General features: G+C 71.5%; 28 protein-coding genes and 1 pseudogene. 12 read left to right on the top strand and 17 right to left on the bottom strand.

What is annotated here, in order from left to right:
- Positions 1 to 2: 2 nt before the first annotated feature.
- A complete protein-coding gene (locus OG738_RS20095; protein ID WP_329055931.1) occupies positions 3 to 698 on the top strand; it encodes a response regulator transcription factor in 696 nt (231 codons plus the stop codon).
- Positions 688 to 2,529, top strand: coding sequence for a sensor histidine kinase (locus OG738_RS20090; protein ID WP_329055930.1), 1,842 nt, complete (start codon positions 688 to 690; stop codon positions 2,527 to 2,529). Before OG738_RS20095 ends, OG738_RS20090 begins: the two co-directional genes overlap by 11 nt.
- 119 nt (positions 2,530 to 2,648) lie before the next feature.
- Here OG738_RS20090 and OG738_RS20085 read toward each other — a convergent pair whose 3' ends face one another.
- From OG738_RS20085 to OG738_RS20075, 3 genes are all read right to left on the bottom strand, one after another.
- Positions 2,649 to 3,800, bottom strand: coding sequence for a 4-hydroxybenzoate 3-monooxygenase (locus tag OG738_RS20085; protein ID WP_329055929.1), 1,152 nt, complete (start codon positions 3,798 to 3,800; stop codon positions 2,649 to 2,651).
- A 69-nt stretch (positions 3,801 to 3,869) separates the two neighbouring features.
- Positions 3,870 to 4,613, bottom strand: coding sequence for an IclR family transcriptional regulator (locus OG738_RS20080; RefSeq protein ID WP_329055928.1), 744 nt, complete (start codon positions 4,611 to 4,613; stop codon positions 3,870 to 3,872).
- 60 nt (positions 4,614 to 4,673) lie between these two features.
- Entirely contained in the window at positions 4,674 to 6,440 is a 1,767-nt protein-coding gene (locus tag OG738_RS20075) for a chitinase (RefSeq protein ID WP_329055927.1), read from the bottom strand.
- Positions 6,441 to 6,770: 330 nt separating this feature from the next.
- Between OG738_RS20075 and OG738_RS20070 the strand changes: the two genes are divergently transcribed.
- Positions 6,771 to 7,193: a hypothetical protein gene (locus tag OG738_RS20070; RefSeq protein WP_329055926.1), complete on the top strand. Its 423-nt coding sequence runs from the start codon at positions 6,771 to 6,773 to the stop codon at positions 7,191 to 7,193.
- Here OG738_RS20070 and OG738_RS20065 read toward each other — a convergent pair.
- The 4 genes from OG738_RS20065 to OG738_RS20050 all read right to left on the bottom strand — a co-directional run bounded on the left by OG738_RS20065 (position 7,171) and on the right by OG738_RS20050 (position 10,524).
- Entirely contained in the window at positions 7,171 to 9,087 is a 1,917-nt protein-coding gene (locus OG738_RS20065) for a serine/threonine-protein kinase (protein ID WP_329055925.1), read from the bottom strand. The two genes, OG738_RS20070 and OG738_RS20065, sit on opposite strands and share 23 nt — an antisense overlap.
- Complete coding sequence (locus OG738_RS20060; protein ID WP_329055924.1) at positions 9,084 to 9,914, bottom strand: hypothetical protein; 831 nt, start codon at positions 9,912 to 9,914, stop codon at positions 9,084 to 9,086. Before OG738_RS20060 ends, OG738_RS20065 begins: the two co-directional genes overlap by 4 nt.
- Positions 9,915 to 10,143: 229 nt before the next feature.
- Complete coding sequence (locus tag OG738_RS20055; protein WP_329055923.1) at positions 10,144 to 10,269, bottom strand: hypothetical protein; 126 nt, start codon at positions 10,267 to 10,269, stop codon at positions 10,144 to 10,146.
- Positions 10,270 to 10,524 (bottom strand): hypothetical protein, encoded by a 255-nt coding sequence (locus OG738_RS20050; protein WP_329055922.1) that lies wholly within the window; start codon positions 10,522 to 10,524, stop codon positions 10,270 to 10,272. It lies immediately after the preceding gene.
- A 31-nt stretch (positions 10,525 to 10,555) separates the two neighbouring features.
- Between OG738_RS20050 and OG738_RS20045 the strand changes: the two genes are divergently transcribed.
- The 6 genes from OG738_RS20045 to OG738_RS20020 all read left to right on the top strand — a co-directional run bounded on the left by OG738_RS20045 (position 10,556) and on the right by OG738_RS20020 (position 16,335).
- Positions 10,556 to 10,876: a hypothetical protein gene (locus tag OG738_RS20045; protein WP_329055921.1), complete on the top strand. Its 321-nt coding sequence runs from the start codon at positions 10,556 to 10,558 to the stop codon at positions 10,874 to 10,876.
- A 79-nt stretch (positions 10,877 to 10,955) separates the two neighbouring features.
- A complete protein-coding gene (locus OG738_RS20040; RefSeq protein ID WP_329055920.1) occupies positions 10,956 to 11,741 on the top strand; it encodes an ArsR/SmtB family transcription factor in 786 nt (261 codons plus the stop codon).
- A 204-nt stretch (positions 11,742 to 11,945) separates the two neighbouring features.
- The gene (locus tag OG738_RS20035) at positions 11,946 to 13,103 is read left to right on the top strand and encodes an EfeM/EfeO family lipoprotein (RefSeq protein WP_329056765.1); all 1,158 of its coding nucleotides are present in this window, start codon (positions 11,946 to 11,948) and stop codon (positions 13,101 to 13,103) included.
- Positions 13,100 to 13,441, top strand: a complete 342-nt coding sequence (locus OG738_RS20030; protein ID WP_329055919.1) for a hypothetical protein — start codon at positions 13,100 to 13,102, stop codon at positions 13,439 to 13,441. The genes OG738_RS20035 and OG738_RS20030 overlap by 4 nt, the downstream gene beginning before the upstream one ends.
- An 86-nt stretch (positions 13,442 to 13,527) precedes the next feature.
- Positions 13,528 to 14,685, top strand: coding sequence for a Dyp-type peroxidase (locus OG738_RS20025; protein WP_329055918.1), 1,158 nt, complete (start codon positions 13,528 to 13,530; stop codon positions 14,683 to 14,685).
- 27 nt (positions 14,686 to 14,712) lie between these two features.
- The gene (locus OG738_RS20020; protein WP_329055917.1) at positions 14,713 to 16,335 is read left to right on the top strand and encodes a phospholipase C; all 1,623 of its coding nucleotides are present in this window, start codon (positions 14,713 to 14,715) and stop codon (positions 16,333 to 16,335) included.
- Between the two features lie 175 nt (positions 16,336 to 16,510).
- On the opposite strand, the gene OG738_RS20015 is transcribed toward OG738_RS20020, so the two are convergent.
- Genes OG738_RS20015 through OG738_RS19995 form a run of 5 tightly spaced genes read right to left on the bottom strand, consistent with a single transcriptional unit; the run spans position 16,511 to position 20,494 of the window.
- Entirely contained in the window at positions 16,511 to 16,927 is a 417-nt protein-coding gene (locus tag OG738_RS20015) for an ATP-binding protein (RefSeq protein WP_329055916.1), read from the bottom strand.
- A gap of 23 nt (positions 16,928 to 16,950) precedes the next feature.
- On the bottom strand, positions 16,951 to 17,310 hold the full coding sequence (locus OG738_RS20010) for an STAS domain-containing protein (RefSeq protein ID WP_329055915.1): 360 nt from the start codon (positions 17,308 to 17,310) through the stop codon (positions 16,951 to 16,953).
- A gap of 34 nt (positions 17,311 to 17,344) precedes the next feature.
- Positions 17,345 to 17,785 carry a response regulator gene (locus OG738_RS20005; RefSeq protein WP_329055914.1) on the bottom strand — a complete coding sequence of 147 codons (441 nt, stop codon included), beginning with the start codon at positions 17,783 to 17,785 and terminating at the stop codon, positions 17,345 to 17,347.
- Positions 17,782 to 19,302 (bottom strand): sensor histidine kinase, encoded by a 1,521-nt coding sequence (locus OG738_RS20000; RefSeq protein ID WP_329055913.1) that lies wholly within the window; start codon positions 19,300 to 19,302, stop codon positions 17,782 to 17,784. The genes OG738_RS20005 and OG738_RS20000 overlap by 4 nt, the downstream gene beginning before the upstream one ends.
- On the bottom strand, positions 19,292 to 20,494 hold the full coding sequence (locus OG738_RS19995; protein ID WP_329055912.1) for a PP2C family protein-serine/threonine phosphatase: 1,203 nt from the start codon (positions 20,492 to 20,494) through the stop codon (positions 19,292 to 19,294). The genes OG738_RS20000 and OG738_RS19995 overlap by 11 nt, the downstream gene beginning before the upstream one ends.
- Before the next feature lie 196 nt (positions 20,495 to 20,690).
- On the opposite strand from OG738_RS19995, the gene OG738_RS19990 reads away from it, so the two are divergent.
- Positions 20,691 to 21,038, top strand: coding sequence for a hypothetical protein (locus OG738_RS19990; protein ID WP_329055911.1), 348 nt, complete (start codon positions 20,691 to 20,693; stop codon positions 21,036 to 21,038).
- Here the strand turns inward: OG738_RS19990 and OG738_RS19985 are convergent.
- From OG738_RS19985 to OG738_RS19970, 4 genes are all read right to left on the bottom strand, one after another.
- Positions 21,025 to 22,248, bottom strand: coding sequence for an RNA polymerase sigma factor (locus OG738_RS19985; protein ID WP_329056764.1), 1,224 nt, complete (start codon positions 22,246 to 22,248; stop codon positions 21,025 to 21,027). The two genes, OG738_RS19990 and OG738_RS19985, sit on opposite strands and share 14 nt — an antisense overlap.
- Complete coding sequence (locus tag OG738_RS19980; protein WP_329055910.1) at positions 22,245 to 22,583, bottom strand: YciI family protein; 339 nt, start codon at positions 22,581 to 22,583, stop codon at positions 22,245 to 22,247. The genes OG738_RS19985 and OG738_RS19980 overlap by 4 nt, the downstream gene beginning before the upstream one ends.
- Positions 22,584 to 22,696: 113 nt before the next feature.
- Positions 22,697 to 22,921 carry a hypothetical protein gene (locus tag OG738_RS19975; RefSeq protein ID WP_329055909.1) on the bottom strand — a complete coding sequence of 75 codons (225 nt, stop codon included), beginning with the start codon at positions 22,919 to 22,921 and terminating at the stop codon, positions 22,697 to 22,699.
- Complete coding sequence (locus OG738_RS19970) at positions 22,918 to 23,469, bottom strand: DUF6801 domain-containing protein (RefSeq protein ID WP_329055908.1); 552 nt, start codon at positions 23,467 to 23,469, stop codon at positions 22,918 to 22,920. The genes OG738_RS19975 and OG738_RS19970 overlap by 4 nt, the downstream gene beginning before the upstream one ends.
- Positions 23,470 to 23,638: 169 nt before the next feature.
- Here OG738_RS19970 and OG738_RS19965 point away from each other — a divergent pair.
- Positions 23,639 to 23,989 (top strand): annotated as a pseudogene (locus tag OG738_RS19965) (lipase family protein); the annotation flags it as partial.
- On the opposite strand, the gene OG738_RS19960 reads toward OG738_RS19965, so the two are convergent.
- Positions 23,990 to 24,577, bottom strand: a complete 588-nt coding sequence (locus OG738_RS19960; protein ID WP_329055907.1) for a hypothetical protein — start codon at positions 24,575 to 24,577, stop codon at positions 23,990 to 23,992.
- A gap of 39 nt (positions 24,578 to 24,616) precedes the next feature.
- Here OG738_RS19960 and OG738_RS19955 point away from each other — a divergent pair, with 39 nt between their 5' ends.
- Complete coding sequence (locus OG738_RS19955) at positions 24,617 to 25,141, top strand: GtrA family protein (RefSeq protein WP_329055906.1); 525 nt, start codon at positions 24,617 to 24,619, stop codon at positions 25,139 to 25,141.
- Positions 25,142 to 25,155: the final 14 nt, after the last annotated feature.

The following is a 25,155-nucleotide window of genomic DNA, read 5'->3' as shown; positions in this document are numbered from 1 at the left end:
CCGTGTGCGCACGTGTACTGGTCGCCGAGGACGACGAGAAGCAGGCCGAGGTCCTCCGGCTCTACCTCGAAAGCGAGGGCCACACCGTCGTGCTGGCCCCGGACGGCCGGGCGGCGCTCGACGAAGCCCGCCGCGAACGCCCCGACCTGCTGGTCCTCGACGTGATGATGCCCAAGGTCGACGGCCTCGACGTCTGCCGGATCCTGCGCGGCGAGTCCGACGTCGCGGTGCTGATGCTCACCGCCCGTGCGACCGAGGACGACCTGCTGCTCGGCCTCGACCTCGGCGCCGACGACTACCTGACCAAGCCCTACAGCCCGCGCGAGCTGATGGCCCGCGTCCGGACGCTGCTGCGGCGGACGGCCTCGCGCGGCGAACCGCCGGACACGGCGTTGCACTCGGGCGCGCTGCGGCTCGATCCGGTGCGGCACGAGGTGTCGATCGGCGGCCGCCCGGTGGAGACCACGCCGGGTGAGTTCCAGCTGCTGGAGACCCTGATCCGGCAGCCGGGCCGGGTGTTCACCCGCCGTCAGCTGCTGGAGCTCACCCGCGACGACGACCGCTTCGTCAGCACCCGGATCATCGACGTCCACGTGCTCAACCTGCGCAAGAAGCTCGAGCCCGATCCGCAGAAGCCCGTCTACCTGCGGACCGTGTTCGGCGTGGGGTACAAGCTGACGGCGGAAAATGACGCGTAGCTTCCCCCTCCGGCGCAGTCTCGTCGTCCGGTTGACGGCGGTCTCCCTGCTGATCGCGCTGGGTTCGATCGCCGCGACCGCGTGGCTGGCCGTGCAGACCACCACCCGCGCGATCCAGCAGGAGCAGGGCCAGGCGCTCTCCGGCGACGCGACGATCTACACCGAGGTGCTCGGGTTCGCCGCGGCCAACCACACCTGGGACCAGGTCGGGCCGAAGCTGAAGGCGCTGTCGGACCAGACCGGACGGCGGATCGTGCTGACCACGCTCGACCGCCGCGTCCTCGGCGACTCCGGCGGCGCGCCGGTCACGCTGCCGGTGAAGGCGACCGCGTCGGTCGACCCGCTGCACGTCGACCCGGTGCTGCTGCCCCAGGCCGGGACCAGCGGCATCGACCCGCGCGCGGTCGGCCCGTACCGGCTGCCCGCGGCCGAGCACAGCGACCTCGACGGCCTCGCCCGGAAGGTCGCCTCCTGCCTGACCGACCTCGGCTTCCCCAGCCAGGTGCGGGACGCGGCGAGCGGGCGTCCGCAGCTCACCGGCCTCGACCCGCTGGCCGCGCGCTACTTCGCGGCCAAGTGCGGGGTCTACGACCTCGCCGAGGCCACGCCGACCGAGGCCGCCGCGCTGGCCAAGCTCAACGACGCCGTGAACAGCTGCCTCGAGGCCCAGAAGCAGCCGCCGGTGCAGCTGGGGCTCGACTTCGAAGCGCTCGGCGAGACGGACCAGCGCCGCAGCCAGGGCTGCGTCGATTCCGCGCGCCGCGCGCAGCTGACGCCGTACGTCGCGCCGCCCGCGTTGCTCTTCACGCTCGGTCCCGGCGGGTCGCAGCTGCCGACGTTCACGCTGTCGAAGGAGAACCTGACGCGGATCCTCGCGGTGACCGGCGGCGTGCTGGTGCTGGCCGCGGCGATCACCGTGCTGGTCGCGCGGCGGCTGTCCCGGCCGCTGCGCGCGCTGACCGAGGCGGCGCAGCAGGACCGGCCGGCGCCGGTGAAGTCCCGCGACGAGGTCGGCTACCTGGCCGCCGCGTTCAACGACCTCACCGCCCGCCGCGAACGCATCGAGGAGCAGCGCAAGGCGATGGTCAGCGACATCGCCCACGAGCTGCGCAACCCGCTCAACGTCATCCGCGGCCGGCTCGAAGCCGCCGAGGACGGCCATCTGCCGTTCGACCGTGCGCTGACGACGTCGCTGCTCGAGGAAACCGTGCTGCTGCAGCACATCGTCGAGGACCTGCAGGACCTCGCCGCGGCCGACGCCGGGCGGCTGCGGCTGCACCCGGAGCCGGTGGACGCGGCCGAGCTGGCCGGCCACGTCGCTGCCGCGCACGCCGACCGCGCGGCCGCGGCCGGCGTCACGCTCACCGTCTCGGCGCACGGCGACACCGGGCTGACGGCCGATCCAGTGCGGCTGCGCCAGGTCGTCTCCAACCTGGTGACCAACGCGGTCCGGCACACGCCGCCCGGCGGCCTCGTGACGATCCACGTTTCGTCCACTGTGGACGAAGTGGTGATCGCCGTGGCGGACACCGGCGCCGGGATCGCGGCCGAGGACCTCCCGCACGTGTTCGAGCGGTTCTGGCGGGCCGAGAAGTCGCGCAGCCGCCAGACCGGCGGCAGCGGGCTCGGCCTCGCCATCGTGCGGCACCTCGTGCGGGCACACGGCGGCACGGTGACCGCGAAGTCCGAAGTGGACACCGGGTCGACGTTCACCGTCCGGCTACCGAAGACGGATCTCCGTGGTGAGGGTGCCGGGGTGCGGGACGCGCAGGATCCACACGTCAAGGGCCAGAACCAGCCGCGTGACCAGAAAGGCATCACGCGTGACTGAGCGGGCATCAAGCGTGATGGGAGGGGCATCGCGCCGATGCCCCTCCCATCACGAGTGATGCCTCCCCAGACACAGGTGATGCCCGGCTGATCACGTGTGGTGCCCCTTCCCGCACGGGGTTACCGGGGCAGGCCCGCGTAGTTGTCAGCCAGCTCCGTCGCCGCGGACACCGAACTCACCGTGCGGTGGAGCTGCGACAGCTGGAGCTGGGCGTCGAAGTCGTCGCCGTGGCGGTGCAGCATCGACGTCATCCACCACGAGAAGTGCGTGCAGCGCCAGACTCGCCGCAACGCCGTCTCCGAGTACGCGTCGGCGAGCCGGTCGTCGCCGCGGAGCGACGCCGTCACCGCGCGCGCCAGCAGCGCCACGTCGGCCACCGCGAGGTTCAGCCCCTTCGCCCCGGTCGGCGGCACGATGTGCGCGGCATCTCCAGCCAGGTAGAGGTTTCCGTGCCACATCGGCGTCGACACGAAGCTCCGCATCGGCAGCACGCTCTTCTCGGTGATCGGCCCGGTCCGCAACGTCCACCCCGGCACACCCAGCCGCGCCGACAAAGCCGTCCAGATCCGGTCGTCGCTCCACTCGGCGATGTCCTCGTCCGGCGCCACCTGCAGGTAGAACCGGCTCACCCGCGGCGACCGCATGCTGTGCATCGCGAAGCCGTCGGGATGCCAGGCGTAGATCAGCTCGTCCGTCGACGGCGCGACGTCGGCCAGCACACCCAGCCAAGCGAACGGGTACGTCCGCTCCCACACTCGCGGCTCCGGAATCGACGCGCGGCTCGGCCCGTGGAACCCGTCGCAGCCGACGACGACGTCCGCGTCGACCCGCCGCGCGGTACCGTCACTGTCCACAAAGGTCACGCACGGCTTACCGGTGACGTCGTGCACGGCGACGTCCGAAGCCGAGTAGTACGCCGGACGTCCGGCCTTTTCCCGCGCCGCCATCAGGTCCTTGGTGACCTCCGTCTGCCCGTACACCGTCACCGACCGGCCGATCAGGTCGACGAAGTCGACGTGGTGCCGCTCGCCAGGCCACTGCAGGTGGATCCCGCGATGTTCCATACCCTCGACGTCGAGCCGGTCGCCGAGACCGGCCGAGCGCAGCAGCTCGACCGTGCCCGCCTCGAGAATGCCCGCGCGGATGCGCGCCTGGACGTACTCGGCGGTCTGCCGTTCGAGCAGCACCGAGTCGACGCCGTCGAGCCCGAGCAGGTGGGACAGCAGCAGCCCGGCCGGGCCGGCGCCGACGATGACGACCTGGGTGCGCACGGGAACGTCCTTTCAGCGGAGAGCCCGAGCATCTCCCGGCGCGGCCCGCGCCCACTACGTCATTCTCATTCAGTGAGAGAGCATCCGCGAGATGCCACGCGCCGCCGCCCGCAACGCGGGGATCTGCGCCCGTGCGTTCCGGTCGTTGGGCACGATCACCGACAGCGCCGCGACGACGTCCCCGCCCGGCCCCCGCAGCGGCACGGCGATCCCGGTCGTCTCCTCGTCGATGAAGCCCGCGCAGAACGCGTAGCCGTCCCGCCGGACGTCGGCGAGGAACCGCCGCAGCCGCGCCGGCTCGGTCAACGTCGTGCGCCGGAACGCGCCCAGCGGACCCGCCAGCACCTGTTCCTGCAGGTCGGCGGGCGCGTGCGCGAGCAGCACCAGCCCGGACGACGACGCGTGCAGCGGCAACCGCCCGGCCACCCGCGTCACGTTGACGACCGCGCCGGGCGCCGAAAGCCGCTCGACGAACAGCACCTCGCGGTCCTCCAGGACCGCGAGCTGGGTGTGGTGCCCGACGACGGCGTGCAGGTCCTCCATGAACGGCATCGCCGCTTCGCGCAGCCCGAGCGTCGGCGACGCGCGCGATGCCAGCTCCCACAGTCGAACGCCCACGCGGATCCTCCGATCGGGGTCGCGGTGCAGCCAGCCGTGGCCGACCAGCTCGTCGACGAGCCGCGACGCGGTCGCGACGTGCAGGCCGGCCCGCCGCGCGAGGTCGGTGACCCGCAGCGCCGGGGTGTCCGGCCCGAAGGACTCGAAGATGCGGACGACGCGCGAGAGCACGGACTCGCCCTGCGCACGCTTCAAGATGTCACCAGCACCATGTCAGGCAGTGTGCCCCAGCCGAGCGGGGCACACTGCCCGGCGTCACGGCAGCGAGTTCAGGAACGGCTCGTGGCTGTTCTGGAACTCCCAGTTGTAGTACTTGTCCCAGTTGATCGACCACGTCATCAGCCCGCGCAGCGCCGGCGACGTCCCGCCGCGCAGCGTGTACGAGCCGCAGCCACTGCCCTTGACCAGGCAGTTCACCGCCGTCTGGACCTCCGCGGGCGACGTGTAGCCGTTGCCCGCGCTGACCGCGGCCGGCAGCCCGATCGCGATCTGATCGGGCCGCAGCCCGGGGAAGAACTGCCCGGTGTTCGCCACGCTGAAGCCGGCCTTGAGCATGTCGGTCATCGCGATGTGGAACTCGGCGCCGCCCATGTTGTGGTACTGGTTGTCCAGGCCCATGGCCGGGCCGGAGTTGTAGTCCTGGACGTGCAGCACGGTGAGCGAGTCCCGCAGCGCGTTGATCACCGGCAGGTACGCGCCGGTGCGCGCGTCACCGGTGCCCGAGCCGCCGTAGAACTGGTAGCCGACCTGCACGAAGAACGTCTCCGGCGCCATCGTCAGGACGAAGCCCGAGCCGTACTTGGCCCGGAGCGACTTCAGCGCGGAGATCAGGTTGACGATCGCCGGCGTCGTCGGGTTGCGGAAGTCGGTGTCCCCGGCGTTGAGCGAGAGGGAGTGGCCCTCGAAGTCGACGTCGAGACCGTTGAGGCCGTACTTGTCGATGATCGCCGAGACGGAGCTGACGAAGGCGTCGCGTGCGGCGGTCGTGGTCAGCTGGACCTGGCCGTTCTGGCCGCCGATGGAGATCAGGACCTTCTTGCCCTGCGCCTGCTTGGCCTTGATCGCGGCGACGAAGTCGGCGTCGCTCTCGACGTTCGGGCATTCGCTGACCGAGCACCGGGTGAAGCGGATGTCGCCGGAGGTGACGGACGTCGGCTCGCCGAACGCGAGATCGATGATGTCCCAGGCGGCGGGGACGTCGGCCATCCGGACGTAGCCGGAGCCGTTGGCGAAGCTGGAGTGCAGGTAGCCGATGAGCGCGTGCTTCGGCAGGCCGGTGTCGACGCAGCCGGTGGTGCTCGCGGTGGCGGTGGCGCTTTTCGCCGATTCACCGGCGCTGTTGTAGGCGGCAACCGCGTAGCTGTGGGTTTCGCAGGCTTTCAGGCCGGAGACGGTGGCACTGGTCCCGCTGACGGTGGCGACGACGGTGGCGCCTTCGTAGACGCGGTATCCGGTGACGGTCCCGGCGGCGGCGCCCCAGCTCAAGGCGATGGAATTCGCCGTGACGGCGCCGATTTGCGGTGTGCCGGGTGCGCCGGGCGTCCCGGGGGTGCTGCCACCGGGGCCGTCGAGGACGACGTCGTCGGCGTAGTAGGTGCCGGCGCCGTACCAGCCGTGGAGGTAGAGCTGGGCGGAGGTCTGATTGCCGGTGGTGAAGGTGAGGGACAGCTGGTTGTAGGCGCTTCCGTTGCCGGACCACGTCGATGCGCCGCCGGTGATGCCGAGGTAGACGGGGTTCCCGCGCACCCACGCGGAGACGGTGTAGGTGGTGTTCGGCTGCACGGACACGGTCTGCGAGCACTGGGCGTAGTCAGCGCCGACGGGCGTGCCGGCGAGGGCGTAGCCACCTCCGTGCACGGGGGTGGTGACGGTGGTCGCGTTGGCGCAGGTCCAGCCGGAGAGCGAGCCGGCTTCGAAGCCGGGGTTGGTGAGCAGGTTGGCCGCCTCGGCGGGCCCGGCCGCGAGACCGGAGAGCGCCAGCACGACGGCGGCGAGGGTTGCGGACAGTCTGGAACGCCTCATCGGGTCCTCCAGTCACAGAGATACCCGTTATTGTCTAGACCAATATGTAAAATGTCCAGACCAACTGAGGGTGAGTAACGCTGTTTTTACCTTATTCACGGAGGGTGACCGACAGAGGAACAGACCCGACCGTACGGCCCACACCACCCGGAGAGACGCGCCGATGTCACCTCGCGTGCCCGGCGTCACCTGTTCGCCTGAAAACCCATGCGACGCAAGGCATCCGACACCCGGAACCGCTTTGGGTGAAGATCGTCCGCACCCCTTCCCGGCGGCCGGATTTTCCTTATCTTCTGAAGGGGACGCACGGCTAGAACAGGGGAACTCGACATGACCCAGTCGCTGGAACTCCCGGTCCAGGAATTCTGCCTCGAGTGGACGCTCTCGGGCGACGAAGGCGGCCGGGTCGGGGTGGCGCTCTCCGGGCAGGTCTCCCTGCTCGACAACAACCGGTTCTACAAGATCGACGGCGTCGTCTACGTCACCGAGGGTGACGACGACATCCGCGCCGTCGGGAACCCGTGCCTGTCCGTGCGGCGCAACGGCGTCGAGAAGTCCGGGCGGCAGTGGGGCTGGGAGATGTGCTCGGCCCGCAAGCGCCTCGGCGCGCTCACCACCATGGAGGGCTACTTCGTCCGCACCGGCTACTGGGCGCCGGCCGACCGCGCGATCCAGCTGAGCCTGTGCGCCGAATCCGGGTGGAGCCGGCGCAAGAGCTACAGCCCGCACGTCACCGTCCGGATGGTCGACTGACCACTGTGGACGCCCGGCGCCGCGCCGCCGCGACCACGAGCCCGGCCGCGACCGCACCCGCCACCGCGCACCCGGCGCCGTACCCGGGCGACGGTTCGTGCACCCGCAGCACCGAAACGCACAGCCACGCCACCGCGCCGAACAGCAGCCCCAGCACCGGCCCGCCGACCACCGCGCCGCGCCAGCGGTGGCCGTTGCGGATCGTCCGCAGCCCGGACTCGAGGTAGGCGAGCGCGAACAGCGCCAGGATGAGGCTGCCCGCGCCCATCGCGCTCGCCAGCGGGTGCTGGCTGGTGAGCAGCGTGAACGTCTGCGTGACGGGCCCGGTCTGCACCGTCGCCGTCACCGCGCCGCCGACGACCCACCGCGCGATCGCCGGCAGGGTGAGCTGCGCGGTGAAGCCGTTGCCCGCCGCTTTCGCCTGGGTTTCGGCCGAGCCGAGCGGGATCCCGGCCGCGGACAGCGTGAGCGCGACGCGGCCCGGGTTGCCGGTGCCGGTCAGCGTCAGCGGCTTGCTGAGGTCCACCTCGACCGGCGCGGTGACGGGCTGGGTGCCGAGCTGCAGTGTCGGGGACGCCTGGTGCGGCAGCCGGTCCGGGTTGAGCAGCGCGAGGACGACCAGCACGATCGCGGCCGCCACCGCGGCCAGCCGCAGCCACAGCACTGCGGCCGACGCGCTGACGGAGTTCGACGCGGGGTCCAGCGCGCCGGACCCTGGGGCACCACCCGCCGAACCGGCGTCCAGACCACCTGCCGAACCGCCGCCGGCCCAGCCGGAATCCGGACCACCTGCCGAACCGGCAACCGAGCGGCCGCCGGCCCACCTCGAGTCCGAGCCGCCCGCCGCGCCACCACCCGCCGAACCGGCGTCCGGGCCACTGGCCAGGCCGGGTCCGGCGTCCAGCGAGCCGTTCGTCGCGGCCAGTGTCGCGTTCGGTCCCGTCGGGCGCCGCACCGGGCGCGTCGACGCCTCCCCGGCCGGTGCGGTGGCCGAGTTGAGCCCGGCGATCACCCGCGGCGTCAGGTGCAGCACCGGCACCCCGGACCGCTCCAGCCAGCCGGAGCCGTAGACGGCGGTCGCGGCCCCGGCCAGGTCGGCCGCGAAGGATTCCGCTTCGCGATAACGCGAATCCAACTCGCGCGCGAGGCTGCGCATGATCACGCCGGCGATCGGCATCGGGACGCCCGCGATCGGCCGCGGGTCGGTGAACATGTGCTGGCGCATCATGCTGATCGCGCCGCGCGTGTTGTCGAACGGCAGCTGCCGCGACAGCAGCTCGTAGAGCACCGTGCCGGCCGCGTAGACGTCGGCCGCCGGGCTCAGCGCGTTGCCCATCGCCTGCTCCGGCGCGATGTACGCCGGGGTGCCGAGGATCTCGCCCCCGTGCGTGACGAGCGTGGCGCCTTCGCTGATCACCCGCGCGATGCCGAAGTCGGCCACCTTCACCACGCCCTGCAGGTTGAACAGCAGGTTCCGCGGCTTGACGTCGAGGTGCAGCACGCCGGCCCGGTGCGCCGCGTGCAGCCCGGCGAGCATCGCCAGCCCGATCGCACACGCCTGCTCGCCGGTGACGCCGCCGCCGTGGAAGCGGCTGTGCACGGTGCCGCCGTCGAGCCGTTCCATCACCAGCAGGTGCTCGCGGCCGGTGCGGACGTAGTCGTACACCGGCACGATGTGCGGGTGGTCGAGGCTGGCCAGCACGCGGGCCTCGCGATCGAACAGCTCGCTGCTCGCCGCGTGGTTGAGCACGTCCCAGGGCAGTTGCTTGATCGCGACGCTGCGCCCCAGCGTCCGGTGCGTGCCGGCGAACACGACCCCCATGCCGCCTTCGCCGATTTCCGCCCCGATGTCGTACTGCGGCAGCGCGGCGACCAGCTCGGCCGGTGCGCTCATCGGGTGAATTCCTGGGCGGGCGGGACCGCCAGCCGGACCGTGGTGTCACTGTCGGTCACCGCACGCGGCGGTGCCGGGTGCGGCGTCAGGTAGCCGAGCAGGAACGCGATCGCCGCCGCGCCGAGCACCACCGGGATCTCGACCGCCGGCTCCGGCGGGACCAGCCGCAGCACCGACAGCGTGATCACCGCGACCAGGCCGGTGCCGAACCCGGCGGGCAGGAACCGCAGGCCGCGGCGCCAGCGGTTGGGCGCCAGCCGGTGCCGGGCCAGCGCGAGCAGCGCGGCCAGCCACGCCAGGACGGTCAGCACGAGCATCGCCAGGCCGAAGACGCCGTAGACCGACCAGAACGAGCCTCGGACGTCGGCGACCGTCGTCGCCTCGCCAAGCGTGGCGCGCTGGGCGTCGAGCAACTCGACCGACGACGGCAGCAGCCCGGTCGACTGTCCGGTGAGGTCGCCGAGGTCGAGCACGAACGTCCGGGTGATCGAGCCCCGGGCGGGCACTTCGAACGGCGCTGTCGTGTCGTAGGCGAAGAACGTGAGGGCGAGCGCGACGCCGGAGAGCCGCACGCTGCGGACCTTCACCGGGGCAGTGCCGGAGTTGGTGGCCACGACCTGCAGCTCGACCTGCTTGGCCGGGTCGATCGGGACCGTGGCGTCCGCGATCGGCCGTCCGTCGATCGACGCCTGCACACCGAGCGAACCGGACTGTGCTGAACCGGACTGGACTGAACCGGACCGGGCTGAACCGGCCGACGCGGGTGGCGCGCCGAGCAGCACCCCGCACAAACCCAACGCAACCCCCGCCGCGATGACACGTCCCATTGGGCATCCCCTACTTGCGTAATCCGACTGGTCCGGAATGCTACAGCGAGCACACACCGGGGAGGGACGTCCCAATGCGATTCGTGGTTCGGCTGGTTTTCGGCGCCTTGGTCGGAACGGTGCTCTTGCTCGCGTTCGCGGGCAACGCCAACGCACAATACACGTCGTCGGTTGGTTTGAAACCGTCGAGCGGCGAGGCGGGCAGTTCCTTCACCATTTCCTGGAATTTCTACCCGTGCGGCACCGCGGTCACCTTTTCCTGGAACGGCACGCCGATGTGGACGGCGAACGCCACCCTCCAGCAGACCAGCGGCACGGTCGCGGCCACCGTGCCCGCCGGTGCCCAGCCCGGCACCTACCCGGTCACCGGCACGTGCACCAACGCCCGGACCAGGCAGCCGCTCATCGCGAGCAGCCGGTTCACCGTCACCGCCACGCCCACGACGACCCCGCCGCCACCGACCACGACCCCGGCGCCACCGGTGACCACGCGGCCATCGAAGCCCGGTACCACCACGACCCCGCCTCCGACCACGACCAGCGCCCCGCCGCCGACCACGACCACGCCTCCGTCGTCCACCCCGCCGACCACGTCGGGTACCCCGACCACCGGCAGCACCGAGCCGAAGCCGGGTGAGCTGGTGCTCGACCGGCCGAGCGTCCAGCCCGGCGACGAGCTGTCGGCGTCCGGGAAGGGCTGCCAGCCGAGCCAGCTGGTCACGCTGACCTCCGACGGCTCCGAAGTCGGCTCCGCCTACACCGACGCGACCGGCGCCTTCACCGCGCCGGTCCAGTTCACCCGGATCGAGGCGGGACGGCACACCGTCGTCGCCGAGTGCGGGGTGCGGCTGACCGGAACCGTCGACCAGGTCGTGACACGGTCGTCCGGCGGGCAGACCGGCACGCTGGTCGTCCTCGTGTTCTTCGTGCTCGCGGGCATCACGGCGATCCGCTTCCGCTGACCCCTGGTTGACATGCAGCCTTCCGGCTGCCTATCGTGCATAGGCAGCCGGAAGGCTGCATGTCTGCCGGGAAGGCGCGATGGACGAGGTGTTCAAGGCACTGGCCGATCCCAGCCGCCGTCAGCTGCTGGACGTGCTCAACGAGCGCAACGGCCAGACCCTGCGCGAGCTGTGCGCGGGGCTGGACATGGCCCGCCAGTCGGTGAGCAAGCACTTGGCCGTGCTCGAGGCGGCCGGGCTGGTCACCACGACCTGGCGCGGCCGCGAAAAGCTGCACTACCTCGACGCCGCGCCGATCAACGCGATCGCCGAACGCTGGATGACCCGCTACGACCGGCGGCGGGCCGGCGCGCTGGCCGATTTGAAACGAGCCTTGGAGGCTGCGCCCATGAACGAATTCGCGTACACCACCTACATCAGCACGACCCCGGAAAAGCTCTGGCAAGCGCTTACCGATCCCGCTTTCACGCGCCAGTACTGGGGCGTCGCCTTCGAAACCGACTGGCAGAAGGGCTCGCCGATGGTCTGGACGGAAAACGGTGCGAAAACGAGCGACCCCGAGCAGGTCGTCCTCGAAGCGGATCCGTATCGCCGCCTTTCCTACACCTGGCACACGTTCACCGAGGAATGGGCGAAGGAAAACGGAATCGACGCGACGGAGACATTGGTGAAACTGCAGGCCGAAAACCGTTCGAAGGTCACTTTCACGCTCGAACCGCACGGGGAAACCGTGAAGCTGACGGTCCTGCACGACGGTTTCGAACCCGGCAGCACGGTCATGGCGATGTGCAGCCAGGGCTGGCCCCCGCTGCTCTCGAGCCTGAAGACGCTGCTCGAGACCGGCTCGCCGCTGCCGACGGCGTAACCAACCGGACCAACCGCCTCAACCGGACATATTCGGCACAGGCAATCGTCTGGTTTCTCCCCTTTTCGTGGGCGCCGGGCTGAAGTCCCGGTGAATTCCCTCCTCTCGACGGCATCCAGTGCGGATTTTCGGGCGATAGGCTCGCATAATCCGTGACCGGTGATGGTCCGATCGAGTGACGGGAGAGTGTGCGTGCCGGGGTCAGTGCGTTCCCGCTGGATCGTGGCGGTCGTGGTCGTGGCCGCCGCCGCGGGAGCCGTCGTGGCGTTCTGGCCGGACAGCGCGTCCGCCGTCGACCCCGAGATCGCGGTGTCGCGCTCGGCGTGCGGCACCGGCTGGTCGGACCCCAAGCCGGGGCCGCAGACGTTCCGCCTGCACAACACGGGATCGGTGACCGCCGAGGTCGACCTGATCGACCCGGCGACCGACGTGATCTACGGCGAGGTCGAGGGCCTCGGCCCGGCGACCACCCGGCCGCTGCAGGTCAACCTCGGCAACGGCAGCTACGCGTTCCGCTGCCTGCCCGAGGACGCGAGCGCGATCGTCGGGCCGGCGGTGCAGGTCAGCGGCGGAGCCGAGCGGACCGGCCCGGGCGTCGCGCCTGTGACGCACAACGACCTGCTCGGGCCGCTGAAGGCTTACCAACAGCACGTCACCACGGGCCTCGGCGAGCTGGTCGCGAACACGGGCGCGCTGAAGAACGCCGTCCACGGCGGCGACCGCGCGGCGAGCGAGGCGGCGTGGCTGACGGCCCACCTGACGTACGAGCGGCTGGGTGCGGCGTACGACGCGTTCGGCGACTCCGACGGCGCGCTCAATGGCACCACCGACGGCCTCCCGAACGGCACGTCCGACCCGGGTTTCACCGGCTTCCACCGCCTCGAGCAGGGCCTCTGGCACAACGAGGACCTGGCCGCGCTCGGCGCGGTGGCCGACCAGCTGGACACGGACGCCCGCGCGCTGCAGACGTCCTTCGCCAAAAGCCAGGTCGACGGCAACGACCTCGGCCTGCGCGCGCACGAGATCATGGAGAACACGCTGCAGTTCGAACTGACGGGCCGCACGGACTACGGCAGCGGCACCAACCTCGCCACGGCCCGCGCCAACCTCGACGGCACCCGCGCGGTGCTGGACGTGCTCCGCCCACTGCTGGCGCCGCGCTACCCGGATCTGTCCAAGGTGGACAGCTGGCTGACGCGCACCCAGACCACTTTGGACGCGGCCCACCGGCCGGACGGCACCTGGACGCCGCTGGCCCAGCTGCCGCAGAAGGAGAGGCAGAAGCTGAACGCCGACGTGAGCGAGCTGACGGAGCTGCTGGCCCCGATCGCCGCGATCGCCGAGCCGCGGAGGGTGTCGTGACGGACCAGCCCCGCGAGTCCGCGCCGCTCGGCGTCAGCCTCGCTTGCCAGATGGGGCCGCGCGAGCTGGCCGCCGGCCACGCCGATGACGCTTGCCTGGCCGCGCAGCTCGCCACCGTTGTCGACCAGCCCACCGCTGCTCGCCGCGCTGGTTGGACCGCGCCGCGCAGCGCCGCAGCCAGCCACGCCGCAGCCACGCGCCTGGCCCACCAGGTCGCGCCGCGCAGCGCCGCAGTCGACCGGCCCGCCGCCGCCCGCCGCGTTGGTCGGACCGCACCGCTCGGCGCCGCCGCGGCAGCCGCGCATGCCGTCGCTGGCCGGCCGGGGAGGGCTTCGTGAGCGATCAGCCTCGTTGCCCCGTTCCGCATCCGGCCCCGCCGCCCGCCGCTGGGCTGCCTCGGCGGTCCTTCCTGCGGCGGGCCGCTGTGGGCGCCGGTCTTACTGTTGCCGCCGGGGCGGGGCTGGGGGCCTCCGGTGCCGTTACCGACAGCACCGCGCCCGTTGCCTTTCACGGCAAGAACCAAGCCGCCATCCTGCGGAAGCCGCCGACCCAGACGATCGTTGCCTCCTTTGATGTCGTTGCCGCGTCGAAAGCCGAACTCACCGATCTGTTCCGCGCCGTCACCGAGCGGGCTCGTTTTCTCACCGGTGGTGGCGCGCCCGCCGCTCTCGGGATCACCGCGCCGCCCGCCGACTCCGGGGTGCTCGGGCCCGTTGTGCCGGGGGGCGACCTCGGGGTGGTGCTCGGGGTCGGTGCGTCGCTGTTCGACGACCGGTACGGCCTCGGGAAGCTCAAGCCCGCCAAGCTCAAGCCGATGACGACGTTCCCGAACGACGCCCTCGACCCCGCGCAGTGCCACGGCGACCTCAGCCTCACGCTGTCCGCGAACTCCACCGACACCGTGCTGCACGCGCTGCGCGACATCGCCCGCGCGACCCGCGGCGGCATGCAGCTGCGCTGGAAGCTCAACGGCTTCAGCTCCCCGCCGCGGCCGGCCGGGACGCCGCGGAACCTGATGGGCTTCAAGGACGGCACCGCCAACCCGGAGGAAGCCGACTTCGACCGTCTCGTGTGGACGTCCGCGCCGGGCGAACCCGCGTGGACCGCGGGCGGCAGCTACCAGGTCGTCCGGCTGATCCGGATGCTGGTCGAGTTCTGGGACCGGGTTTCGCTGGCCGAGCAGGAGAACATGTTCGGCCGCCGCCGCGACACCGGCGCGCCGCTCGACGGCACCGACGAGACCGACGTCCCCCGGTACGCCGACGACCCGATCGGCACGGTGATCCCGCTGACCAGCCACATCCGGAAGGCCAACCCGCGCACGCCGGAGACCGACGCCAGCCGGATCCTGCGCCGCGCGGTGAACTACGACCGCGGCGTCGACAGCAACGGCAACCTCGACATGGGCCTCATCTTCGTCTGCTACCAGCAGGACCTCGAGCGCCAGTTCGAGGCGGTCCAGAAGCGGCTGGCCGACGAACCCCTGACCGACTACATCTCCCCGTTCGGCGGCGGCTACTTCTTCGCGCTGCCGGGCGTCACCGGGCCGGACGACCACTTCGGCCGCTCTTTGCTCGCCTGAGCGAATCCCCCACGAAAGGAATCCACTGTGGACAAGAGAATCCGCCGGCGACGGCGCAGCCTGCTCGGCGCCGGGGCACTCGCCTCGGTGGCGGTGCTGGCCGCCGCCACCGGCTCCACGGCGAGCACCGCCGAGGCCCAGCCGCTGCACACCTTCCCGGCGCAGTGGATCCCGACCTCGACGCCGATCAAGCACGTCGTGGTCATCTTCGGCGAGAACATCTCGTTCGACCACTACTTCGGCACCTACCCGAACGCGGCCAACACAGACGGCACCCCGTTCAAGGCCGCGCGCGACACCCCGAAGGTCAACGGCCTCGACAAGAAGCTGCTGACGGACAACCCGAACGCGTACGACCCGAAGCGGCTGACGCACGAGCAGGCGCTGACCTGCGACCAGAACCACAACTACGGCGCCGAGCAGGCCGCCTTCGACGGCGGCAAGATGGACAAGTTCGTCGAGAAGACCGAGACGGACAAGTGCACCGGCCAGCCGGTGCTGTTCGGCGAGCCCGGCCTGGTGATGGACTACTACGACGGCAACACCGTCACCGGCATGTGGAACTACGCGCAGCACTACGCGCTGAACGACAACTCGTTCAACACGGTCTTCGGCCCGTCGACCCCGGGTGCGCTGAACCTGATCTCGGGCCAGACCCACGGTGCCCAGGCGGTCACCTCGGTCACGCACGAGCCGACCACCGACTCCTACGCGGTCGTTTCGCCGGACGCGAAGGGCGTCGGCACGGTCATCAACGACCCGGACCCGGCGTGGGACGACTGCTCGGACAAGAACCACACGAGCACGGACAACCTGGCGTCGCTGAGCGGCAAGAACGTCGGTGACCTGCTGAACCAGCGGCACGTGACGTGGGGCTGGTTCCAGGGCGGCTTCCGCCCGACCGGCTCGGCCAACGGCTTCGCGGTCTGCGGCCAGAAGCACACGAACGTGGGCGGCAACGCGGTCGTCGACTACAGCCCGCACCACGAACCGTTCCAGTACTACCCCTCGACGGCGAACCCGAAGCACCTCGCGCCGTCGTCGGTGCAGGCGATCGGCCAGACCGACCGCGCCAACCACCAGTACGACATCTCGGACTTCGACGCCTCGCTGAACGCCGGCTCGATGCCCGCGGTGAGCTTCCTGAAGGCCCCGGAGTACCAGGACGGCCACGCGGGCTACTCGGACCCGCTGGACGAGCAGCAGTTCGTGGTCAGCGAGGTCAACAAGATCCAGCAGTCGCCGGACTGGAAGTCGACGGCCATCGTCCTGGCCTACGACGACTCGGACGGCTGGTACGACCACACGGCGTCGCAGATCGTCAACGGCTCGCACGACGCGGCGCAGGACCAGGCGGTGTGCACGGCCAAGCCGACGAAGGTGGGCGCCTACGCGGACCGCTGCGGCTACGGCCCGCGGCTGCCGCTGCTGGTGATTTCGCCGTACAGCAAGGTGAACCACGTCGACCACACGCAGACGGACCAGACCTCGGTGCTGAAGTTCATCGAGGACAACTGGTTCGCCGGCCGGATCGGTGACTCGTCGTTCGACTCCCGGGCCGGGTCGCTCAACGGCATGTTCAACTTCTGGTGGCCGCAGGCGAAGAAGGTCACGCTCGACCCGAAGACGGGCGCCGTGACGCACAGCTAGAAATCGGGCGAAGGGCGGGCCCGCGGCGAATCCGGCCGCGGGCCCGCTTCTTTTCCTTACGGCACAACGATTTCCTGGCCTACGGCCGACCGCGTCCGCCGGGATCGAGATGCTGTCCATCTCTCCAAGGTAGCGGCGTTCGAACAGCAGTTCATCACACGATCAGGCGAACCGATCAAGGACGGACCGGCGCCAGGTCCCATGCCAGCGTCACCACGGTCCCCGACTCGCCCGACGCGATGTCCGCCCGGTCGGCGCTCGCCCGCAGCAGCAGCAACCCCCGGCCCCGCACCGAAATCGGCCGCGGGTCGACCACCGGCGTCCGCCACTTCCCGTGGTCGCTGATGACCACCTCGATCCGGTCCGGGTGCACCGCCGCGTCGACGTCGACCACGCCGGAACCCGCGCTGTCGTACGCGTGGTCCGCCACGTTCGCCAGCGCCTCGTAGCTCGCCAGCACGATGTCCTGCGCCCGCCCCGCTTCGACGCCGGCCGAGAGGACCCACGCCGTCAGGTCGTGCCGGAGGCGCCGCAGGGCCTGGGGCACGGCCTGTACGCCGTGGCAGCGGAACGGTCCCGGGGGTTCGTCCATCGGGGGGTCGCCTTCCTGGGCCGTCACCGGCGGAGCGCCTCGTCGACCGTCGCGTGGATGCCGATCCACGTGTCGAGGCCGGTGGTCTTGAGCGGCCCTGACGTCACCGGCGAATCGCTCACCACCCGCAGCGCGCCCTCGGGCAGCCTGCGGTGCGCCGCCGCGAGCACCTGCAGGCCCGCCGAGCAGAAGAACGTCACCGCGCGCAGGTCGACCACCAGCGTCCGCGGCCCGTCGGCCAGCACGACGTCGACGACCTCCTCGAACTCCGGCGCGCTCACCAGGTCGATCTCCCCCGCCACGCGCAGCACCGCGGCCGTGTCCCGCCAGTCGAGCGTGACCGCCAGCTCGACGGCGGGAAGATCCCGGGATGAAGAGGTCACAGCCCCTTATCGTGCCCCACGCCGACGATGGCCGCTACCGATGCGGCAGCTGGACCACGGTGACCCAGAACTCGTCGATCTTCCGGACCACCTCGACGAACTTCTCGAAGTCGACCGGCTTGGTGACGTAGGCGTTGGCGTGCAGGTCGTAGCTGCGCACGATGTCCTCCTCCGCTTCGGACGTCGTCAGCACGACCACGGGGATGGTGCGCAGCTCCGGGTCCTGCTTGATCTCGCCGAGCAGCTCCCGGCCGTCCTTGCGGGGCAGGTTGAGGTCCAGCAGGATCAGCCCCGGCCGCGGCGCCGCCGCGAACCGGCCCTCGCGGTTGAGGAACTCGAGGGCCTCGACGCCGTCGCTCGCGACGTGCAGGGCGTTGCGGATCTTGTGGTGCTCGAAGGCTTCCCGGGTCATCAGCACGTCACCGGGGTCGTCCTCGACGAGCAGGATGTCGATCGGGACCGGCGACGGCGTCATGCGCCCCCACTCTCCTCGGTGGCCGGCAGGGTGAAGCGGAACGTGGTGTCCTCGGCTTCGGTGTCGAGCCAGATCCGGCCACCGTGGTACTCGACGATCCGGCGGCACAGGGCCAACCCGATCCCGGTGCCCGGGTAGGCGTTGCGGGTGTGCAGCCGCTGGAACAGCGCGAAGATCCGTTCGGCGTACTCCGGGTCGATGCCGATCCCGTTGTCCGACACCGAAAACACCCAGTCGTCGCCGTCGCGCTCCGCGGTGACGCGCACCTCCGGCGGTGTCTCGCCGTTGAACTTCAGGGCGTTGCCGATCAGGTTCTGGAACACCGCCGTCATCAGCGCCGGCTCGACGCGCACCTCGGGCAGCTCGCCGCGCTCGACCTTGCCGCCGCTCAGCGAAAGCGCGACCTCCAGGTTCGCGAGCGCGTCGTCGACCAGCCTGCCCGTCTCGACCACGACGTGCTCGCCCGGGTTCCGGCCGACCCGCGAGAACGCCAGGAGGTCGTTGATCAGGCCCTGCATCCGCTTCGCGCCGTCGACGGCGTACTCGATGTACTGCTCGCCGCGCTCGTCGAGCAGGCCCTGGTAGCGGCGCTGGAGCAGCTGGCAGAAGCTCGCCACCTTCCGCAGCGGCTCCTGCAGGTCGTGCGAAGCGACGTAGGCGAACTGTTCCAGGTCGGCGTTCGACCGCTCCAGCTCGCGCGTGCGCCGGTCGAGCATCGCGTGCGCCTGTTCGAGTTCGGCGACCTCGTCGAGGATGCGCAGCCGCATGGCCTCGACGTCGGCGCCGAGCTGGGCGATCTCGCGCGGCCCGCTCCCGTTCACCGGACGGCGGACGTCCTGGTCGGCGACGTGGCGGACCTCACCCGCCAGCCGCAGGATCGGCCGGGTGATGACCTGCCGCAGGCCGAGGAACAGCACCACGAACAACAGCACGACCAGCACCGCGACCGCGACGAGCATGGACGTCAGGAAGGTCGCCGCGCCGTCGAGGTCGACGCGGCCGGCGTCGCGGACCGCGCCGAGGTGGGCGAGCTGGGCGTCCAGGGCGCGGCGGACCGCGTCGAACTGCGTCCGGCCGCGCTCGACCTGCGCCGCGGTCACCGGGGCGGCCCCGGGCGCGATGGTCGGCGCGGCCGAGGCCTGCCAGGTGGCGGCCGCGCGCAGGACGGTGTCCAGGTCGTCGCCGATCTGCGTGCCGGGTACCGCGCCGAGCTGCCGCAGCTGCGCGACCGCGTCGGCCTGCGAGCGGACGCCGTCGGTGTAGGGCGTCAGGAAGTCCGGCTTCCGGCCGAGCTGGTAGCCGCGGACGCCGGTCTCCTGGTTCAGCAGCGCGGTGGACAGCTGCGACGCGGCCAGCCGCTGCGGCGCGATGACGTCGAGGAGCGTGTTGCGGGCCGTGGTGAGGTTGCCGAGCGCGACCGCGCCGCCGACCAGCGCGGCGAGCAGCAGCACGGCTTCGGCGACGGCGAACAGGGTCAGCCAGCGGCCGATCGGCCAGCCGCGTGCTTCAGTGCTCATCAGCCGGGGCCTCCGGGTCGTGGCTGAGCAGGGCGAGGGCGACGTCGTCGTCGAGCGGCCCGGAGTTGAGCCGCTCGGCGCGGGCGATCAGCTCGTCGAGCAGGTCGGTGCCGGTCAACCCGGTCCGGTGCTGGATCTCGAGGACGATGGCGGCCATCCGCTCGTGGCCGAGCCGTTCCGACCCGGCGCCGACGCGGCCCTCGAACACGCCGTCGGTGTAGAGCAGCAACGACCAGCCCGGTTCCAGCGGCACGTCGAGCGCCTCCCACTTCGAGCCGTCGACGATCCCGAGCGGGACGCCGAGGCGTTCGCCGGAGAGCAGGTGCCCGTCGCCGGGGGTGAGCAGCAGCGGCGGCAGGTGCCCGGCCAGCGACAGGCGCAGGGATCTTCGGTCCGGCGCGACGACGACCATGCAGACGGTGGCGAACAGCGGCTCGATCCGCTCGTGCACCAGTACCCGCTCGACCATGCTCAGCACGTCGGCCATCGGCAGGCCGGCCATCACGAGCGAGCGCCACGCGATCCGCAGCGCGACGCCGAGCGCGGCCTCGTCCGGGCCGTGCCCGCAGACGTCGCCGATCATCATGTGCACGGCGCCGTCGGCGAGCTCGATCGCGTCGTAGAAGTCGCCGCCCAGCAGGGAACCGTTGCGGCCCGGGCGGTAGCGGGAGGCCAGTTCGAGGTGCGGGTCGCGCAGCAGCGGCACGGGCAGCAGGCCGCGTTCGAGCCGCGCGTTCTCCCTGGCGAGCAGCTGCTGCTGCAGGAACTGCTGCTCGACCTGCTCGGCGCGCTTGCGTTCGCGGGCGAAGCGCAGCGCCTTAACCAGCAGCGGCCCGTCGACCTGGTCCTTGACGAGGTAGTCCTGCGCGCCGGCGGCGACCGCGGCGACCCCGGTGGCCTGGTCGTGGCCGCCGGTCAGGACGACGACCGCGACGCCGGGCGCGTGCTGGCCGAGCTTGGTCAGGCCGCTCAGGCCCATCGCGTCGGGCAGCTGGAGGTCGAGCACGACGCAGTCGGCGGTGAGCGGGCCGGCCAGCGCGGCGGCCAGCGTTTCGACGCGTTCGAGCGAGAACGGCACGGACGTGTCCGTGAGCATTTCCTCGACCAGCAGCGCGTCACCGTCGTCGTCTTCGACCAGCAGCACGCGCAAGCGGGTGCCGGAGTCCCACGATGAGTCGTGCGCGGCGGTCACCGGCGTCTCCCGTTCGGCTGCCCTCGAGCCAGCACATCCAGACGATCACCCTAGCGGCACCGGCGGCGGCCGCCTACGGCCGTGAAACCGGTCCCCCGGAGGTAGCGCTTTATAGCACCCCGGCGTGCCACCGGGCGGGTAACGGTTCGGGTCGTGACCGTGCCGGAACCGGACGGTCCGGTTCTACCCTGCGGAGATGTCCCCGCGCGCCGCTTTCGCCTGGTGGGGCGCCACGGCGTGCTGGTTCCTCGGCTCGCTGCTGGGCGGCCGCCGGTCCGCCGTCGAGGCCGCGGTCCCGCTCCCGGTCGCGATCCTCGCGTACGTCGTCGGCGCCGGCCTGTGGGCGCTGCTCGTCTACGGCGGGTACCGCGGAGTCAAGGGAACGCGCGCCGCGCTGGCGATCGTCGGCTCGCTCGGCATCGTGGACCTGGTGGTGCAGCTGTTCGGGGACGTCGCCATGGGCGCTGTGCTGCACGGCGCGTTCTTCCTGGCGGCGCTGCTCCTTTCGGCCGCCGGGTTCGTCCTGCTGCTCAACCGCCGCTGAGCCGGGCGGCGAGGAACTCCTGCTCGACGGCGTTGTCGCTCAGCGCGAGCGCGGCCCGGTAGGCGTCGGCCGCTTCGGCGTCGCGGCCGAGGCGGTGCAGCAGGTCGGCCTTGGTGGCGGGCAGGTAGCGGTAGCCGGCCAGCCTGCCGTCCGCCTCCAGCCGGGCGATCTCGCCGAGGGCGGCCGCCGGGCCGTCGACCATGGCCAGCGCGACCGCGCGGTTGAGCGCCACGACCGGCGAGGGCCACAGGCGCAGCAGCACGTCGTAGAGGGTGAGGATCTGCGGCCAGTCCGTCTCGGCGTAGCCGGGCGCTTGGGCGTGCAGGGCGGCGATCGCGGCCTGGACGCCGAACCGCCCGGGCGGGCCGCCCTCGAGCGCCTCGACGACGAGCCGGTCGGCCTCGGCGATCATCGCAGTGTCCCAGCGCGAGCGGTCCTGGTCTGCCAGCCGCAGCAGCCGTCCGGCGTCGTCGGTCCGGGTCGCCCGCCGGGCCTGGTGGACCAGCAGGAGCGCCAGCAGCCCGGCGACCTCGGTGTCGGCGGGCAGCAGGGCCCGCAGCATCCGCGCGAGGTCCAGCGCGCGGCCGGTCAGCTCGTCGCGCACCAGGTCGTCCCCCGACGGCGCGGTGTGCCCGGCCGAATAGAGCAGGTGCAGCACGGTCAGCACGACGGACACGCGCGAGGGCAGCTCCTCGGCCGCGGGCACCGCGTACGGGATCCGCGCAGCCGCGATCTTCTTCTTGGCGCGGGTGAGCCGGGCGGCCATCGTCGGCTCGGGCACCAGGAACGCGTGCGCGATGTCGGCGGTCGCGACCCCGCACACCAGCCGGAGCGTCAACGCGATCTGGGCCGCCTGCGCGAGCGCCGGGTGGCAGCAGGTGAAGACGAGCCGGAGCCGGTCGTCCGGGATCGGCCCGGCCGGCTCCGGTGGCTCCTCGACGTCCGGCTCGACCAGCAGCGGCAGCTTGCGCCGCAGCACTTCCCGGTGCCGGACGCCGTTGAGCGCACTCCGGCGCGCGACCGTGGTCAGCCAGGCGCCCGGCCGGTCCGGGACGCCGTCGGCCGCCCACCGCGTCAGCGCCTGGAGGTAGGCGTCCTGGACGGCCTCTTCGGCCTCGTCGAGGTCGCGGGTGACCCGCACCGTCGCGGCGAGCACGTAGGCCCACTCGCGACGGTGCGCTTCGGCGACGGCGTCGGTGACGGACGTCAGCCCGGCACCACCTGGAAGCCGACGAGCGGCCGGACCTCGACGCCGCCTTCGACGACCGGCGTCAGCTTCGCGCAGGCCAGCGCGTGGTCGAGGTCGCGGGCCTCCAGGACGTACACCCCGGCCAGCACCTCCTTGGTCTCCACGAACGGCCCGTCGGTCACCAGGTCGCCGCGGATCGCGGTGGCCGTCTCGTTGGGCTGCAGGGCCAGGCCCGCGGTCACCTTGCCGCCCTTCGAAGCGATCAGGTCCGGCAAGCCCAGGTGCCGGTCCATGATCTCCTTCGGCAGGTCTTCGGCGGGCACCCGCTCGTAGATCAGCACCGCGTACTGCGCCATGTCCGTTTCCTCTCGGTCGTGTCCTTTCCTACTCCGTCACGCGAGAGGGCGCGAAATCGACAGTTCACGACAACGGTCGTCCGGCACAGCTACCGGGTGGAGGTGAATCCCGCTCAGCGGGCGGTCAACGTGACAGCGAACGTGTTGCCGTCACTGTGGACCAGCGAACTCAGGTACGCCGTGAACGCGCCGCAGCCGGTCAGCGGCGGGATCGTGTACTCCCCGCTCACCGGACCGCCCGACGCGAGCGCGAACCCGGTACCCGTCTTCAGGTCGACCGGGATCGGCGCGCTCGCCCGGCAGCCCGCGTCGGCGACCGGCAGCCCGAACAGCGTCACCTGCGGTACCGCCAGCGCGAGGTGCGCGTGCGCGACGAACCCGCTGCCGGTGAGTTCGCCGGTCTGCAGGCCCGTCCGGGCTGAACTGCAGGTGGGCCGTCGCGGGCACGATCCCGAAGACCTTGCACCGGCGGCACCGAACCGGACGCCTGCGTGGTGAACGTGCCCGACGGCGGCACCGGCGTTTTCGCCACGGTCAACGGCAGGTTCAGCGGCAGCGTCAGCGAACCGTCGGTCAGCGTCACCCCTGCGGACGCCGTCCCTTCGATGCTCGCCGCGCCGACCAGCGCCAGGCCGCGGGCAGACTTGTCCGGCACGCTCACCGCGACCGACAGGTCCGACGTCGTGAAGGTGCCACCAGGTGCCGACGGCACCTCGAAGGACGCCTTGACCTCGACGTCCAGCTTCTGCCGGCCGATCAACGGGAACGGGCAGCTGAAGTTCAGCTCCTTGTCGATCGGCGTCGACGCCTGCGCGGACGGGACCGGCAGGGCGGAAACGGTCAGGCAGGCGAGGCCCGCCGCGAGCAACCACCGGGCTTTCCGCACAGGCGCTCCCTTCCTGGGCGTGGCACCGGCCCCCGCCGCGGCGCGACGGGGGCCGGCAGCTCGGGTCACTTCTTGACGAGGTTCAGGTCCAGCGAGTTGCCGTCGCTCTTGGCGAACGCGCTGATGTAGTCGTTGAAGGGGCCGCAGTTCTGCAGCGCGGACAGCGAGTAGGTGCGCGTGCACGTTCGAGCTGCTCACGACGTACGCGAACCAGAAGATCGCGGACTACACGACCGGCCCGGGCTACATCAAGCCCGCGTGGGTCGCGCGGCTGACCGAGAACAAGCTCGGCGGCAGCCCGCCGCACGTCCCGGTGTTCCTCTACCACGCCACCGGCGACCAGCTGGTGCAGTTCGCGCAGGCCGACGCCGTGCACAAGACGTACTGCGCGGCGGGCGTGGCGGAGACGTGGAAGACCTACGACACCGACCACATCACGCTCGTCTACACCGGCAACGCCGACGTCCGGGCGTTCGTCAAGGACCGGATCGCCGGGAAGCCGGCGACGGCGGCCTGCTGATCAGTGGTTCCGCCCGCCGTGCGGGCGCTGCTGCCACGAGCTGATCACCGAGCTCACGTACTGCTGCCACTGGTCCTCGGCCGGCGGCGGCGCCGTCGTCGTGGGGTGCGCCGGCTTGCGCCCCGCGGCGGCCGGCTGGTTCGTGGTCCGGACCGGCGAGTCGTGCACCTCGGCGGTGAGCGGGGGCGCGGCCGCCGAAGCGCTCATCGTCTCCACCGCGTCGCTCGAGGTCGGCGGCGCGGCGGGGGCGGTGGCGCCCGGCGGCGACGTGGCCGTCCCGCCGACCTGCTGCGGCTGGAGCAGCACGACGGCGGCCAGCCCGAGCGCGACGGCCGCACCCGCGGCGAGCACGAACGGCTTCGTCCGCCGGGACTCCGCGGGCGGGGCTTCGAGCGGGCGCTCGTCCTCGGGCTCCGGAGCCGCGAGCTCGGCGTCGAGGATGGCCAGCGGATCGGGCTTCGGTTCGGGAGCCGGTTCCTCGGCGAGCATCGCGTCGAGGTCACCGCGGATCACCAGCGGTTTCGTCTGCGAAAGGTTCACCAGCTCGGCGACCGAGGGGAGCTCACCCTCACCGCCCGTGCGTGCCATCGAAAGACCTCCACCCTGTCGGCGTCACCTGGAGGAACCATGGCCGAGCCGCGAGAGCTGCTCCGCTTCGCCGTCGTCGGCCTGGCCGCGTACGGGGTCACCCTACTGGGCGACTACAGCCTGAAGCTCACCGTGTTGTCCGAGAAGCCGGTGACGGCCCTCTTCCTCGCGACGGTGACCTCCACGGCGTTCGCGTACCTGTTGTCGCGACGCTGGTCGTTCGCCGGCCGAGGAGGGCACCGGCGACTGCGCGAGGCGGCGCTGTTCTTCGTGGTCAACGCGGGTGCGGTGGCGGTGAACCTGGTGCCGGCGCTGGTCTCGCGGTACGCGCTGCACCTGTCGGTCCCGCACGTGAGCCACCTGGCGCAGGAGGTCGCGGACTTCGTGGCGGGGATGGTGCTGGGCACTTTGTCCGGAACCGCTGTCCGCTGGTACGGCTACCGGCGGTGGGTGTTCCCGAAAGCAGCACCGTCAGCGCCACCAGGTGGTGTCCCCCAGAACGGTGAACCTGTCGCGGAGCGGCTCGCCGGACCGCGTGCCGGGACGGTCCTCGAAATGCCGTAGGACGCCGTGCCCGG

The organism is Amycolatopsis sp. NBC_01488 (assembly GCF_036227105.1).
In the GTDB taxonomy this organism is placed as follows: domain Bacteria; phylum Actinomycetota; class Actinomycetes; order Mycobacteriales; family Pseudonocardiaceae; genus Amycolatopsis.
This window is presented reverse-complemented; position numbering and strand designations above follow the sequence as displayed.